Below are 14,023 nucleotides of genomic sequence, written 5' to 3' on the forward strand. Positions count from 1 at the left end.
TTTGTCTTTTCTATGTTGTCACCATTTGCAAACAGCCCCTGTGGCTGCTGAAGTCACCATGCTGGCATATTTGCCTAAATACCCTGTATATTTTATATCTTTAGGTTTGAAGGCCGCTCTTCTCTCTGCTAAAACCTGTTCATCTACCAAGAGTTCCAGCTTACCGGCGTAGATATCGATTTCGATCCAGTCTCCCTCTTCTACGAGGGCAATAGGTCCACCCGCCTGGGCCTCTGGTGATACATGGCCAATAGATGCGCCTCTTGTAGCGCCGGAAAATCTACCGTCGGTAATCAGGGCTACACTTTTATCTAATCCCATTCCTGCCAAGGCTGAGGTAGGGGTCAGCATCTCCCGCATCCCCGGTCCGCCCTTAGGTCCCTCATAGCGGATCACTATTACATCCCCTGCTTGGATTTTGCCTCCCAGAATCGCCTCTACCACTGCTTCTTCCCCTTCAAATACTCTTGCTTTTCCCTTATGCTGCATCATTTCCGGAACCACTGCAGATTTTTTTACCACAGCCCCATCGGGTGCCAAATTTCCCTTAAGAACAGCTATGCCTCCTGTAGGGCTGTAGGGCTCATCTATTGAACGTATGACCTCATGATTGTCTGCCTGGAAGCAGCCCAATAAATCACCGAGCTTTTTATTAGAAACTGTCCATACATCTTCCTGCAGAAACCCTTTCTTACTTAGCTCATGCATAACAGCCATGATCCCCCCGGCCTCGTATAGATCCTCAATATGATGAACTCCTGCCGGACTGAGTCTGCAAAGGTTCGGTGTACTCTCACTAATGGCATGAATCTTATCTAAATCAACGGGCACACCCGCTTCATGAGCAACAGCTGTCAGGTGAAGAATCGTATTGGTAGAGCATCCTAGGGCCATATCTACCCGCAGTGCATTATCAAAGGATTGGGTCGTTAATATGTCTCTAGCCGTTACCTGATCCCTTACCAATTCCATGATCTTCATGCCTGTATATTTGGCCAATCGGATTCTCTCCCCATAAACTGCCGGTATCGTACCATTTCCCGGCAGGGCCATCCCCAAAGCTTCTGTCATACAGTTCATGGAGTTGGCCGTAAACATTCCTGCACAGGAACCGCAGCCGGGACAAGCCTGTTCCTCCAGACGATACAGTTCTTCTTCCGTCATCCTGCCTGCTTTTACTGCCCCTACCGCCTCAAATACGGTACTGAGATCTACCTTTTTTCCATTTACTTTTCCTGCCAGCATAGGTCCGCCGCTAACCACGATAGCCGGAATATCCAATCTTGCGGCTGCCATGAGCATCCCTGGCACAATTTTATCGCAGTTGGGAACCAAAACGATGCCGTCAAAGCCATGGGCCTTTACCATGATCTCAATACTATCGGCAATCAACTCTCTGCTCGCCAAGGAGTATTTCATACCCTCGTGATTCATAGCAATGCCGTCACACACGCCGATCACCGGAAATTCCATGGGTGTGCCGCCCTCCATCAAGATACCGTTTTTAACAGACTGCACGATCTCATTAAGATGTCTATGGCCTGGAACCACTTCACTAAAGGCATTTGCAATGCCTATGAAAGGCTTCTTGATCTCCTCATCGGTCAAACCCAATGCCTTAAACAGGGATCGATGGGGTGCCTTTTCAACACCAGCTTTCACACGATTGCTTCGCATCTTGATCCCTCCTATTTCTTTAACCATGGCATCATGCTTCTAAGCTTCTTTCCTACCTCTACAATCGGATGCTCCAGTTCTTGTCTCTTAATGGCATTGAATTCTGCCCGGTTAGACATGTTCTCCAGAATCCAGTTTTTCGCAAATTGCCCTCTTTGAATTTCCTGAAGAACCTTTTTCATTTCTTTACGGGTTTCTTCCGTGATGATTCTCTTGCCTACCATGTAATCACCATATTCTGCTGTATCACTTACACTGTATCTCATTCTCTCTAGTCCGCCTTCATAGAGAAGATCTACGATCAGCTTTAATTCATGAAGGCACTCAAAATATGCAACCTCAGGCTGATATCCTGCCTCAACGAGGGTATCAAAACCTGCCTTGATCAATTCTGTTGCACCTCCGCAAAGCACTGCCTGCTCCCCAAATAAATCGGTCTCCGTTTCTTCCTTAAAGGTGGTCTCCAGAACTCCTGCTCTTGTAGAGCCGATTCCTTTTGCATAGGCCAGCGCCAGTTCTCTGGCATTGCCTGTATAGTCCTGATACACAGCAAAGAGCGCCGGAACCGCACAACCTTCTGTATACAGTCTTCTTACCAGATGTCCTGGGCCCTTGGGCGCAACCATGAATACATCTACATAAGCAGGAGGCACGATTTGGCTGAAGTGTATGTTAAAGCCGTGGGCGAAAGCCAAAGCGTTTCCTTCTTCCAGATTTGGTTCAATGGCTTCTTTATACAGTTTTCCTTGTTTTTCATCAGGTACTAAAACCATCACTACATCACTGCCTTTTACGGCTTCTGCAACAGGTAAAACCTGCAGGCCGTCATTTTCTGCCTTTTCCTTCGACTTACTTCCCTCATAGAGGCCCACAACTACATTTACGCCGCTCTCTTTTAAGTTGAGTGCATGAGCATGGCCTTGACTTCCATAGCCAATCACTGCAACGCGCTTTCCCTCAAAGTACTGTAAGCTTCCATCCTGTTCATAGTACATCTTTGCCATATTGTTTTCCCCCTTAAATTTGTATGATTTATATTTTGTATAAGAAATAACCTTTGGTTAGTTTCCTGCTTCCATTGCTGTGATACCTAATGATACCAATTCTCTTACACTATATACATCTACCAGCTTTTCCATTTGGTGGATAGCTATGGTAATATTTTGATGTTCCTCTGGCAGTGTAATGGTCAGCAGCGCCTTATCCGGTTCTGTGCTTTCTTCCATGACGATTTTTTTCATGCTGAAGCCTTTTCTTCTCATCAGTCCTGTAATACGCATCAATACCTCCGGTTCATTGTTTACCAGTGCACAAATTGTCTTGTTCATGCTTACATTCCTCCTATTCACCAAAATTAAAAATCTCCCGTCCCTAGGATATAAAAAAAATTTATATCCTAGGGACGGGAGATTGATTACCCGTGGTACCACCCTTGTTTACGATTTACTCACATAAACCGCCTCATCAGGTCGAAGGAAAACTCCTTTTAACCTTAGCCATATAACGGTGGCACTTCTATCATGATAGAATCCGGCCTTATCTACTAAGCAATCTTTTCGATTCGGCAGTTCAGGAGTGATTATTCTATACCACTTCGATACTGACTCTCAGCTCACGTCAGCTCTCTGTAATCAAAGATCCGGTATTTTTCTCTCCCTCATAACTGTTAAAATATTCAGTTAAAATAATTAAGATTAATTTTACTACCTGATTTATGTTATGTCAAGCTATATTAAAAAAGTTTTTTGAATTTACTATTTTTTCTATGCTTTTAATATCCTTTACCCATTTGATTCTAAACTTTCATGCAGCTTTTGCAGCAACAATGCCGCTTCCCACCTAGGCATCGGTTCATCAATTTTTTGCCGCCAACGCTCATAATCTATGATAATACCTTTTTGATACAGATATTCTATACCTTCATACTTCCTTTGGCTTAATTTCTGTTCTTGATTGGATTGATATGGATGCCCCAGGTGGCAGCAAAAGGCTTTAACAACCGCCTCTCCATACTGCATCCAGTTCCTTTGCAGTCTCTTAATCTCTTCTGGATGATCTGCAAAACCGTACTCAATAATGACGGTTTTCACCTTTCCTGTTTGCCTATGCATAAAATAATAATCCTGTCCAGACACAGCATCTGAGGCTCTCGTAAAGGCTCTTCTAACCGGCTGTCCGGCTCTGCGGAGTTCCTCCAGAATCCCTCGTGCAAGATTGCCGTCACTATATAGGCTGTAGATGGTTTCCGCCCCTTCTCCGCCGCCGGCATTGATATGGTTAGATATACAGTATGGTGCACCGGATTCTCTTACGATTTTCGTTCGTGTTCGCGCATCTAAATAAATATCCGCACTTCTAGTCATGGTTACAGGAAGGTTTAGTTCCTGAAAGCGGGTAAATTGATACAATGAAATATCCAGTACAAAATCTTTTTCCTTCCAATGGTTGTTGCTCCCGCCGCCAGAATCCTTGCCTCCGTGACCTGGATCAATAATAAGTATTGGGTATGCCATAGTATTTTCTTCCTCCTTAACTGATCTACATATTAAATAGCCAGTTAAGGTGCAGGGTTATAACGGATAATTTAATGATGCAAATCAGCCATAGGGCAGGAGCTAGCCATCTAACCTGATTCTGGACGCTGTATAAAAACCATAGCAGGAAACACACAAAAAATACAATCCCGGCTCCAGCCCAAAATGGGGTTTTCTGAAACATAAATTTTAGGATTGGATTGGCTTCTTCAATGATTCCTATTTGTAATCCATACAGGGTAAATATCACATCTAAAATTGTAAGATATACAATCCACATAATGACGCTAAATACATTGGAAGATTTCATCCATAGCACCTCATATACAGCAATTCATTAACCTATACATTATTGTATGATGTTTTGCCGAGTTTTGAGCCGTACATAAGGATAACTTTTCTAATCCTTACGAGCTATTTTCATATGGGTAATCTGTCTGCTATTTATATATTATCTGTCTATTCTGAATAATTTCTCTAAGAAAATAATTCCATTTGTAGAAATAAAAAGCATGTTTTCTACTGCTTGTCACCCTTTACCATGCTGCTGAATATGATGCAATAGAAGGAAGTGTAGCGCACTATTCTCGGCTTTACTCTAAAATAGTTTATGCAGCTGCTCTTTCCTACTATAAAAAAGGAGTGATTTTATGGATGAAAATAATAGAGATGTAGAATCTATGCAGCAGCCTAGATTTCCCTTTGGGCCACCTTTTGGTCCTCCCTTCAGGCCGCCTTTTAGACCGCCTTTTAGACCGCCGGTTGCACCACCGGTTACGCCTCCTATTTCTCCACCATTTATACCACCGACGCCTCCAGTGGGGCCCCCAACAACACCGCCACCGGGCTTTATACCCCCACAGCCCCCTACTCTATTTTTCGTGGACCCAGGATCTATACGACCTTGTCTCTTTAGGTTCACCTATATCTGGCTGACAACCGGGCAAGCTTTTTGGGCATATCTCGTATTCCTAGGTCCAAACTCGGTAGCAGGGTTCCGATGGACTGGGTTTAGCTGGGTATACTTTGGAATAGACTTAAGACTTATCAGATCCTTTGTTTGTTAATGAATTTGTTTTCTAAAAAAAAACTGAGAGCCACGCTCTCAGTTTTTATATGCCGTTAATCTTCTTATTCATCCCTTTTCTCTTCAAAAAATCTAAAATTAATCCTGCCGTCAGACTTCCTAGGAACCCTGAAAAAAGCATGATTCCCATCAGAATTCTAGCCAGGTCCTCAAAGCCGGTATGCTGGCCGGTTCGAATCATCACAACCTGATAGAAACATGCAATAATGGCGGCCAAAGCAGGAGTATATTTTATCCATAGCCTTTTTTGAAAAAATCGATGAAGTAAATAGGTTACGACGCCAAAAACCATAAAAATCATTAATAATATGGGTATCAATCTATTCATCCAATCATCTCCCTACTCAATAGTATAGCTTAAATAGCCCTCCCCTATTTATCTGACGAAAAGATTATAGGATTGTTCCCTTTAAAAATTGCCATGGTCTGCTTTACAGATCATGGCAAATATATAAATCTATAAAACCATAGAGAAGCGATGCAAATTCCTATGGCAATTGCAAAATCTAGCAGTCCTCTATAACCTATCTTAGGAATACTTTCTTTCGTTACAGCCCTCTGAATATCTTCTAGCACCAAATCTAAATTGGGTATGCCCCGATACCCTTCAATGATTAAGCTGCACTTGCTCGACTGCAAAGCTCCTCTTTCCAATTTAACAGATCGCTCCTTCTCGCCTAATACCAGTATAAACTCCCAGGAATCCTTTTTCTTTTTCAATGGCAGCTTATATTGCTGAAAGACATCCACCACTATTTTTTCAAGTTTGCTGTCATCTATATCATAGATGCTGATAGTTCTCTTTCGAATAGAGAGAAAAAAGAAGGGTAATGAAATCAGTAAAAATATCACCACGAAACCCCAGGAAATTCTATCATCAAAATCAAACTTCATCAATCGTATTTGAAATAAAATACTTGAAGCCCCCAGTACAAAAGTGAAGAAAGTTGAATCTGGAAAGAATACTTCCCCGTTCATTTTTTTTATACCGTCAACCATCAAATTCCCTATCAGTATAGCTAACATGAATCCTCCGTAAATAACATTGATATCCAAGCCCTAGTCCCCCCTGCAAGCTGCTTTGTACCTTAAATTTCTTTCACATATCTACTATTTTACTGTATTCCCTATACGATTTGACCGATAAATATGGTAAAATGTTTCAAAGATTCTTCATAAGAGAGGATGTTGTGAATGGAACAAAAGGAAAGGGAGTTTGTAGAGAGAAGAAAGGGACCTGATCTCCTGGTTCGTTTGGTTCATTGGTTGGGAATCATCGCTTGGATTATTATGTTTTTTATATTAGGCATTACTGATCGGGCTAAGCCCCAGACAGTAACTTTCTTTGACCGCTTTTTTAAAGTACAGGTTCGGGAAACCTGGAATTATAGCCTTGTTCAATGGGCCTTCTACCTGATGATCCTCTTGAGCATTCTTTGCGTTTTGGGACTTATAGCCAATGTACTCCGCCATAAAAGAAAGAGCGACCGGTATAGCTTTTCTTTAATCATGATGTTCATTCTTGCGGTTGTAGGAATTATGATGTATCTTGCAAGTTTCTAATAAAATAAAAAGGCCACTGCATGTGCTTCGCTAGGGAACCTAGTTCCCCTTCGACGACTGCAAGGCAGTCTGAGCACCCCTCTTACTGCGGCAGGGGATTTCATCCCCTACAACCCCTGCTTTTTTATTGTCTTAAAATGTTATAAAATGCCTTAAACTTTGAAATTACTTTTATTGAGGCTCCAGCAAATTTATACTTTCCTAGACAATAAAAAAATCTGCCCTTAAACAGCAGATCCTTGCTTTCAAAATAAATGGTGGAGCATAGGGGATTCGAACCCCTGACCTCTTGACTGCCAGTCAAGCGCGCTCCCAACTGCGCCAATGCCCCAATACCGATAATACTATTTTAATCACTGCAAGACAAAATGTCAATAGACAATTCCTAAGACAGCTTAGAAATTAAATCCAGCATATCCTGTGGGATGTTGGCTTTTACCTCCATAGGCACACCGGTTCTAGGATGGGTAAAGCGTAGAATCTCTGCATGGAGTGCCTGTCTGTCAATGAGTGTATCCACTTTTCCTCCGTATAATTCATCTCCAATAATGGGATGACCGATATGGCTCATATGTACCCTGATCTGATGGGTACGCCCGGTTTCTAAGAGCAGCCTTACCACAGCAGCATCCCTTAATTGTTCAACAACCTCATAATGGGTTACCGAAGGCTGTCCCCCCTCGAATACCATCCTTGTAATATCCTCAGGATCAGGTCTTCCAATAGGCGCATCAATGGTTCCTTTTTCTGTTGCTAAAGCTCCTTTTACCACAGCCAGATATCTTTTTTCCACTTGATGGTCAATCATCTGCTTGGAAAGCTCCTGTTGGATATATGGATTTTTAGCAATCATGATTAGTCCGGAGGTATCCCGGTCCAGGCGGTTGACAAAGCGTATTTTAAAGGATTCCTTTCGTGTCTGCATATAGTAGACAATCGCGTTGGCCAAGGTGCCGATCGGATGTCCCTTCGTCGGGTGAACTACCAGACCTGGCTGTTTATTCAATATCAGCAGATCCATATCCTCGTAAACTACATCGATAGGGATGTCCTGGGGTTCAAACTGATTGCTCTCTTCCTCCATAATCACTTCCACCCGATCACCTTTTCGCATCTTGGCATGGAAGGCGATCTTATTGCCATTAACCAAAATATTCTTCGTACGTTTTAGCTTTCTAACCAGACGACTGGAGAGTTTCATTTGGTCATACAATATTTCTTTCAGTTCCAGTCCCTCATGTTCTTTATCTATTTGAAAAACAAGTCTGCCTGCAATCTGCTGCTCTTGATTATTTTTCAAGCCCTTCACCTGCCGTCTATAGTTTTGTGCCCTATCCTATTATAGGATGTTCGTCCCAATTCGTCAATTTCAAAGATTTGGTCACCGTATTTTAATATTTTCTCCACGATCGGCAAATCTGCTTCTACATAAGTATAGTTTTTGAAGTCCTCCAGTCCAATCCACTGAAAGTCATTACAGGCCAAGGCCTCTCCTTCTCCTCCCAACAAATCGCAGATATAGGAAAGAAGCAATATGGTTTTATTCTGATATGCATGATAAACGACTTTAAAAATATCCAGCACCTTGATTTTGAGATTTAGCTCCTCCAAGATTTCTCTTCTAAGGCACTCTTCAGGCGTTTCACCGATCTCAAGCTTTCCCCCCGGGAATTCCCACTGCAGATGATGTTCTCCAAGTTCCTGCCTCTGGGCGATCAATATTTTCTCCTTATTTCTTATAATTGCGGCGGTGACGATTATTGGGTCCATCTTGTCCTCTCCTTCACTGATATACTTTAGCATATCCATTTTATAACTGCTTTACAACCTTTCACATGATTAATGCATAAATAAGATAATAAGAATATAAAATTCTTTAAGATTCATACTAAATATGTTACAATATACTAAAAATTTCCGAATATGAAAATGGGGTAATTCATGATGAACAATAATAATTGTCTTATCAATATTGTATCAAACGACAGGCCAATTTCTAAAGAAACCGGTAGAATTTTAAGAGAAAAGCTGGAAAAAAACGGTTTTACTATTGCAGAAACCTTTGATTATAAAGCCGATTTAGTGATTTGCATTGGCGGCGACGGCTCCTTCTTAAGAACCCTTCATGAATATAGATTTCCCGATATTCCGATTATAGGAATAAATACCGGTCATTTGGGCTTCTTTCAAGAGCTTTCCCCTTATCAGCTGGATGAGTTTATCTTCCGCTATCAAAAGGGGGACTACGTCATTCAAGAGCTGCATCCTGTTGAGGCTCTTGTTTGTACCCGCACCAGCTGTATTGAGATTATGGGTATTAATGAAATTACTATAAAGGGTGACAAATCCAGAACCATCCATCTGAATATTAGCTTGGATGAAAGCTTTGTGGAAAAATTCAGCGGAGACGGCATTTTGGTGGCTACCCCCACGGGCAGTACCGCCTACAACTACTCCCTTGGTGGCAGCATCGTAGACCCAAGGTTAAATCTCCTGCAAATCACACCCATTGCGCCGATCAATACCATTGCTTATCGCTCCTTTACCTCCAGTGTTATCGTGCCGAAGGAAACGGCGATTAAGATTCATCCCGAGTATACCTTTGAAAACTCCATTTTGATCGTGACCGACGGCATGGAGCATAAATATAATGAGATTGTAGAAATTTACCTAAAAATGTCAAAGATGAAGACCAAATTACTTCGCTTAAGAAATTATGACTTCTGGAATAAGGTTAAAGAGAAGTTCTTATAAATGTAAAAAAGGAGATGATTGCTCATCTCCTTTTTTATTTTATTAATTATGCGATTGATTTTTCTTCTACCTCAGCATTGTAGATAGCTTCGTTTAATTCGCCTTCAGACTTCGCAATGATCAGTGTACATACAGCATCACCTGTGATGTTGATCGCTGTTCTTGCCATGTCAAGGATTCTATCGATACCGATGATCAGTGCAATACCTTCGATTGGTAAACCTACTGCTTGAAGTACCATGGAAAGCATGATTAGGCCAACGCCTGGCACCCCTGCTGTACCTACTGAAGCTAAAGTTGCTGTTAAAATAACTGTAAGGATGGCGTTCAAACCTAAATCAATACCATAAACTTGAGCAATAAAGATCGTTGCAGCACCTTGCATGATGGCAGTACCGTCCATGTTGATGGTAGCGCCAAGAGGGATTGTAAAGGATGAAATCGCTTTGTTTACCCCTAGTTTTTCTTCAACTACTTCTAATGTTACAGGAAGTGTCGCTCCAGAGCTGGCAGTTGAGAATGCAACGCTCATTGCTGGAGAGAATTTTTTGAAGAAAGTAATTGGATTTAGCTTTGTAAATGCTACCAGCATTCCTGTATAAGTGAGCCCTGCGTGGATTGCCAATGCGCCTAATACGCAAAGCATGTATTTTGCTAATGGCGCCATTGCTGCAAATCCTAATCCTGAGAAGGTCTTAGCAATTAAGCAGAATACCCCATATGGAGCAAGTAACATTACGATACTGACCATTTTCATCATAAGATCGTTTAACTGGTCTAGGATATCAATAACTGGCTGTACTTTCTTTCCAATAGCAGCCAATCCTGTACCAAACAATAATGCAAATACGATGATTTGAAGCATTTCACCTGCTGCCATAGCCGCAACTGGGTTTGTAGGCACCATATCTGTGATAACCTTTACAAGTGGCTTAGATTCAGCGATTGTTGGTTCAGTCTTAACCAATGAAGACATATCTAATCCAACACCAGGATTTACAACAGAAGCTAGAATGATTGCGATTGTGATTGCCACTGCTGTAGTAATGAGGTAGAAGGCCATCGTTTTTGAACCTACTCTACCAAGCTTCTTAATATCAGACATAGAAGCCGCGCCATTTGCTAATGAAATAAATACCAATGGCACTACCATCATCCTGATACCATTTAAGAATATTCTTCCTACTAGTTCAAAGATACCATTAACTAAGATCGTATCTCTGAAATAGGATGGGCCCATCTTATTAAGAATAAGACCTACAATAAGACCGATGATGAGACCGATGAAAATTTTGGTGGTTAAACCCATTTTTTTGTTGCTCATAGTCATCCTCCTTTTATTTATTATTTTATTAAGATAATGTAACAGTAAACGGTATCCTACTGAAAACTACAAAAAAAAACTAAAACATACAGGTTTTAGTTTTAAAATTTCAAAATTTGAAAGTGATGCAAGAATTTTATTCATTTTTGAGAATCACAAAAATACCTTCCAAAAACTTCTTCACACTGATTTTCCCGCCATAAGTTGATTTTCCCCGTATAAAATCCATCTGTTTTCTTACTTCTCCAAAGTCAAAAAGCGTATTGCTATAACGAATGAACAATTCACTTCCATAATCTTCAATTCCCAGATTGGCAATGTTGCTCAATGCCTTATTGATAGCTCTTCTGATCCGCTGTTCGATGGCTGCTGTATTTGAAGAAATCTCATATTGATGGACATAACGGAGATTGAGGCGGTTATACAGTTCTGACATTTTCTGGTTGAGCATGCGGTTCCTATCCTTCTCATCGGTCTCCATTAACATCAGCAGGATTTCTACAATGTCATTGCTTCCTGCCTCTCCAATAATACCCAACTGAGACAGTATTTTTTTGATTTTATCCTTATCACTATAGGCCACATCGCCATGAGCTGTCAGTCCCTTTAGCATGTTGATTCCCTGCATGGCCTTTTCAAAGGATTGGATCACTTCCTGCATCTTTATCTTTTCCTTCACCTTATTAATGACAGATAAAACCTCAATCACATTAATAGGCTTATTAATAAAAAATTCAATACCATGGGTATAGGCCTTTGAAATCATTTCCTTGGCTGTCACCTGAGAAATCATAATAAAATGGGCCTTGCTATTGTTCGCTCTTAGTTCAGCAACGATAGAAATCCCATCCATTACAGGCAGCAATAGATCCACTAGTACGATATGAGGATTTAATATGGGGATCTCCTGAACCGCCTTCACCCCATGATCAGCCTCCCCAACTACGTCCCCTAAATCATATTGGCAAATGATGTTCTTAAGTATTTGACGGATACTTCTGTCATCATCTACAATGTAGAAATTATACTGCATCTTACCACTTCCTGTTCATAATTTTCCTTGTAGGAATTCTAACCATAAAAACCGTCTTAGCATCTTTTTTTGAGGTCACGGATATTTCTCCCTGAAAATGGTTTTCTACGATATGCCTTACATGGGTTAATCCAATTCCTGTGGACATTTCCCCTGTCATAGGGTTAAATTTAGTAGAAAAACCCGGCTCAAAAATGTACTCCAATTCCTCCTTGTTGATACCGCCTCCATTATCTATTACCCGAAATACACAATCTGTTTTATCTATTTCCTCTGTAATCGTAATAATGCCTACTTCATCAATGGCCTCAATGGCATTGATGATTAAATTGTTCAGGATAGATATAAGCTGATAAAAATCCTTTGTCTGAAAGTTGTGCTTATACTTAAATCGCAGAATAATATTCTTATTTTTAGAAGCAATAAGCTTTTTCGTATTGTCATTGATGACTGCAAAAATATCCTTTATATCCATAGACAGATTTTCATGTTCTTCCGATAAAGCCTTTTCTATTCCTGCTACTACACGCATATAGTCCTTCTTAATCTCGTGAATATCCTTTGCTACCAACAGAGCATCATCTCTTTGCTCTGTGTCACGAAGCTTTTCATATAGGTTAAAGCTCCGTTTCATCGCTTCTTCAATATCCGTAATAGACTTTCGCAAAAAGAAAAGCTCTGTTTTTAAGCTGGATATAAACAAAATGAGCTCACGATACTTGGTTTCCTTGCGTTCTCGTTCAAAGCGCTGCATATAATAAACCGATAGGGAGTAAATCAACAGTGTAAGGATAGACCGCATGGCTCCCATGAGAATGATGGCTAGAATTACACTCTCAAAAGGGTATTCAATGGATTCGTTCCGCAGGGCAATCTCTATGATGTTGGCCATACTGTCGCAAAACCAGAGAGACAGTATGAAGATTTCAAGTTTATTTATTTTATCCCGTATTTGAAGCATATCAAATAGAATTCCAAAAAACACATAAAACAGCACTACAGGATAGTGTATTTCGAAGGCCTGTGCAAAGGTAGCCTCGGGATTTCCGGCAATAAATACAAAGGATCGAAATATAAACATAAATAGTCCTACTGTAGTGGTAGCAAGATTAATCGATATATCCTTAAAATATAGAAGCATCAGGGATAATGCGGTAACACTAAAGGAAAACCGAAATCCTGTGGAAAAGGGATTTAAATAAATCTGCCCTAGAAATACAGTAAGAATGCAGGTAGCAAATATCTTCTCGACTTTCTTCTGATCCAGATTCAAGATCACACCCACTTTATACTTTGTAATGTAAGACCAATTCTGCTCCCGTAGACTTTTCCTTTACAATCAGAAATTTATCATAATTCAGTTCGCAATACTCTACAAATTCTTTCATCGAGCAATTCCGGTCCTTGATTTCCAAAACCCTTACATCTACTTTGTCCCAGCCGTAGCTTAAAAGCTTTCTGGCCGTATCCTTACTGACCAGTTCTTCAGGAACAGAGCCAAAAACATTCCCCCGAATAACCTCGTGGGTTTGCCAGAATTTATTGTGAGAATCCAGTCCCTTAGCATCCTTCAGATCAGAGGTTCGTTTCTGTGCAAATTCTTCGAGATAAGTCCCCTCATAATAGTTTTTCTTTAAAACCGGTTTATATAAAAAAGAAATTTCATTAATTTCTTTCATGTGGATATTTCTTTCTATACTCTTTTTTTCATCGATTACTTGTTTGAGCCTCAAGCAGACGTCCATCATTTCATTGACTAAAGCCTCTACCCGTACCTTATTTCCTGTAGCAGCAGTTTTCTCCAGCTCTAAGACAACCCTTTTCATAATTTGTATGCTTTGCTGCATATCGATCTCCTTCCGACAAAGACATTACGTATATACCTTATTATAGCACTAATTGCAGAATAGATTAAGAAAAAATACAGATACTGTAGAATATAGGTTTATGAAGGATGTTTTTGAGATGATGTGTCCAAATTGCAGTACCGGAAAACTGATCTTAAAAGATGAGGTTACTTATGTCTATCGATATGATATCCAGGATAATGG

The 14,023-nt window shown here is 40.6% G+C and carries 16 protein-coding genes, 1 tRNA gene and 1 other annotated feature; of the genes, 2 read left to right on the plus strand and 15 right to left on the minus strand.

Annotated features, from left to right (window positions below; translation table 11 throughout):
• Positions 1-18: 18 nt before the first annotated feature.
• The 8 genes from ilvD to BUB56_RS05370 all read right to left on the minus strand — a co-directional run bounded on the left by ilvD (position 19) and on the right by BUB56_RS05370 (position 6,354).
• Positions 19-1,677 carry a dihydroxy-acid dehydratase gene (gene ilvD, locus BUB56_RS05335; RefSeq protein WP_110940341.1) on the minus strand — a complete coding sequence of 553 codons (1,659 nt, stop codon included), beginning with the start codon at positions 1,675-1,677 and terminating at the stop codon, positions 19-21.
• 11 nt (positions 1,678-1,688) lie between these two features.
• Positions 1,689-2,681, minus strand: coding sequence for a ketol-acid reductoisomerase (gene ilvC / locus BUB56_RS05340; protein WP_110940342.1), 993 nt, complete (start codon positions 2,679-2,681; stop codon positions 1,689-1,691).
• 57 nt (positions 2,682-2,738) lie between these two features.
• Positions 2,739-3,005 (minus strand): ACT domain-containing protein, encoded by a 267-nt coding sequence (locus tag BUB56_RS05345; RefSeq protein WP_110940343.1) that lies wholly within the window; start codon positions 3,003-3,005, stop codon positions 2,739-2,741.
• Positions 3,006-3,072: 67 nt separating this feature from the next.
• Positions 3,073-3,347: a binding site (T-box leader), on the minus strand.
• 111 nt (positions 3,348-3,458) lie between these two features.
• On the minus strand, positions 3,459-4,190 hold the full coding sequence (locus BUB56_RS05350) for an N-acetylmuramoyl-L-alanine amidase family protein (RefSeq protein ID WP_110940344.1): 732 nt from the start codon (positions 4,188-4,190) through the stop codon (positions 3,459-3,461).
• Between the two features lie 25 nt (positions 4,191-4,215).
• Positions 4,216-4,521 (minus strand): DUF5658 family protein, encoded by a 306-nt coding sequence (locus BUB56_RS05355; protein ID WP_110940345.1) that lies wholly within the window; start codon positions 4,519-4,521, stop codon positions 4,216-4,218.
• A gap of 288 nt (positions 4,522-4,809) precedes the next feature.
• Positions 4,810-5,133, minus strand: a complete 324-nt coding sequence (locus BUB56_RS19335; RefSeq protein WP_190014226.1) for a hypothetical protein — start codon at positions 5,131-5,133, stop codon at positions 4,810-4,812.
• Between the two features lie 190 nt (positions 5,134-5,323).
• The gene (locus BUB56_RS05365; protein WP_110940346.1) at positions 5,324-5,626 is read right to left on the minus strand and encodes a hypothetical protein; all 303 of its coding nucleotides are present in this window, start codon (positions 5,624-5,626) and stop codon (positions 5,324-5,326) included.
• 110 nt (positions 5,627-5,736) lie between these two features.
• Positions 5,737-6,354, minus strand: a complete 618-nt coding sequence (locus BUB56_RS05370) for a hypothetical protein (RefSeq protein ID WP_110940347.1) — start codon at positions 6,352-6,354, stop codon at positions 5,737-5,739.
• A gap of 138 nt (positions 6,355-6,492) precedes the next feature.
• Between BUB56_RS05370 and BUB56_RS05375 the strand changes: the two genes are divergently transcribed.
• Positions 6,493-6,861, plus strand: a complete 369-nt coding sequence (locus BUB56_RS05375; protein WP_110940348.1) for a hypothetical protein — start codon at positions 6,493-6,495, stop codon at positions 6,859-6,861.
• A gap of 255 nt (positions 6,862-7,116) precedes the next feature.
• Here BUB56_RS05375 and BUB56_RS05380 read toward each other — a convergent pair.
• The 3 genes from BUB56_RS05380 to BUB56_RS05390 form a co-directional block, all read right to left on the minus strand.
• Positions 7,117-7,192, minus strand: a tRNA-Ala gene (locus BUB56_RS05380).
• A 54-nt stretch (positions 7,193-7,246) separates the two neighbouring features.
• A complete protein-coding gene (locus tag BUB56_RS05385; protein WP_242946226.1) occupies positions 7,247-8,161 on the minus strand; it encodes an RluA family pseudouridine synthase in 915 nt (304 codons plus the stop codon).
• 5 nt (positions 8,162-8,166) lie between these two features.
• Positions 8,167-8,631 carry a (deoxy)nucleoside triphosphate pyrophosphohydrolase gene (locus BUB56_RS05390; protein WP_110940383.1) on the minus strand — a complete coding sequence of 155 codons (465 nt, stop codon included), beginning with the start codon at positions 8,629-8,631 and terminating at the stop codon, positions 8,167-8,169.
• Positions 8,632-8,805: 174 nt separating this feature from the next.
• On the opposite strand from BUB56_RS05390, the gene BUB56_RS05395 reads away from it, so the two are divergent.
• Positions 8,806-9,615: an NAD(+)/NADH kinase gene (locus BUB56_RS05395; RefSeq protein WP_110940384.1), complete on the plus strand. Its 810-nt coding sequence runs from the start codon at positions 8,806-8,808 to the stop codon at positions 9,613-9,615.
• 46 nt (positions 9,616-9,661) lie between these two features.
• On the opposite strand, the gene BUB56_RS05400 is transcribed toward BUB56_RS05395, so the two are convergent.
• The 4 genes from BUB56_RS05400 to BUB56_RS05415 form a co-directional block, all read right to left on the minus strand.
• Entirely contained in the window at positions 9,662-10,939 is a 1,278-nt protein-coding gene (locus BUB56_RS05400; RefSeq protein WP_110940349.1) for a dicarboxylate/amino acid:cation symporter, read from the minus strand.
• Between the two features lie 136 nt (positions 10,940-11,075).
• Positions 11,076-11,972 (minus strand): response regulator, encoded by an 897-nt coding sequence (locus tag BUB56_RS05405; RefSeq protein ID WP_110940350.1) that lies wholly within the window; start codon positions 11,970-11,972, stop codon positions 11,076-11,078.
• Position 11,973: 1 nt separating this feature from the next.
• Entirely contained in the window at positions 11,974-13,245 is a 1,272-nt protein-coding gene (locus BUB56_RS05410) for a sensor histidine kinase (protein ID WP_110940351.1), read from the minus strand.
• A 13-nt stretch (positions 13,246-13,258) separates the two neighbouring features.
• Entirely contained in the window at positions 13,259-13,819 is a 561-nt protein-coding gene (locus tag BUB56_RS05415; RefSeq protein WP_110940352.1) for a hypothetical protein, read from the minus strand.
• Between the last annotated feature and the right edge of the window lie 204 nt (positions 13,820-14,023).

It is taken from the genome of Geosporobacter subterraneus DSM 17957 (assembly GCF_900142145.1).
GTDB classification, from domain to species: Bacteria; Bacillota; Clostridia; order Peptostreptococcales; family Thermotaleaceae; genus Geosporobacter; species Geosporobacter subterraneus.

What these genes read in the sequence shown, in the direction of transcription:
- ilvC (WP_110940342.1), bottom strand. Translation starts at nt 2,681, where the DNA reads ATGGCAAAGATGTACTATGAACAGGATGGAAGCTTACAGTACTTTGAG.
- BUB56_RS05395 (WP_110940384.1), top strand. Translation starts at nt 8,806, where the DNA reads ATGAACAATAATAATTGTCTTATCAATATTGTATCAAACGACAGGCCA.
- BUB56_RS05355 (WP_110940345.1), bottom strand. Translation starts at nt 4,521, where the DNA reads ATGAAATCTTCCAATGTATTTAGCGTCATTATGTGGATTGTATATCTT.
- BUB56_RS05365 (WP_110940346.1), bottom strand. Translation starts at nt 5,626, where the DNA reads ATGAATAGATTGATACCCATATTATTAATGATTTTTATGGTTTTTGGC.
- BUB56_RS05375 (WP_110940348.1), top strand. Translation starts at nt 6,493, where the DNA reads ATGGAACAAAAGGAAAGGGAGTTTGTAGAGAGAAGAAAGGGACCTGAT.
- BUB56_RS05345 (WP_110940343.1), bottom strand. Translation starts at nt 3,005, where the DNA reads ATGAACAAGACAATTTGTGCACTGGTAAACAATGAACCGGAGGTATTG.
- ilvD (WP_110940341.1), bottom strand. Translation starts at nt 1,677, where the DNA reads ATGCGAAGCAATCGTGTGAAAGCTGGTGTTGAAAAGGCACCCCATCGA.
- BUB56_RS05390 (WP_110940383.1), bottom strand. Translation starts at nt 8,631, where the DNA reads ATGGACCCAATAATCGTCACCGCCGCAATTATAAGAAATAAGGAGAAA.
- BUB56_RS05350 (WP_110940344.1), bottom strand. Translation starts at nt 4,190, where the DNA reads ATGGCATACCCAATACTTATTATTGATCCAGGTCACGGAGGCAAGGAT.
- BUB56_RS05400 (WP_110940349.1), bottom strand. Translation starts at nt 10,939, where the DNA reads ATGAGCAACAAAAAAATGGGTTTAACCACCAAAATTTTCATCGGTCTC.
- BUB56_RS05415 (WP_110940352.1), bottom strand. Translation starts at nt 13,819, where the DNA reads ATGCAGCAAAGCATACAAATTATGAAAAGGGTTGTCTTAGAGCTGGAG.
- BUB56_RS05405 (WP_110940350.1), bottom strand. Translation starts at nt 11,972, where the DNA reads ATGCAGTATAATTTCTACATTGTAGATGATGACAGAAGTATCCGTCAA.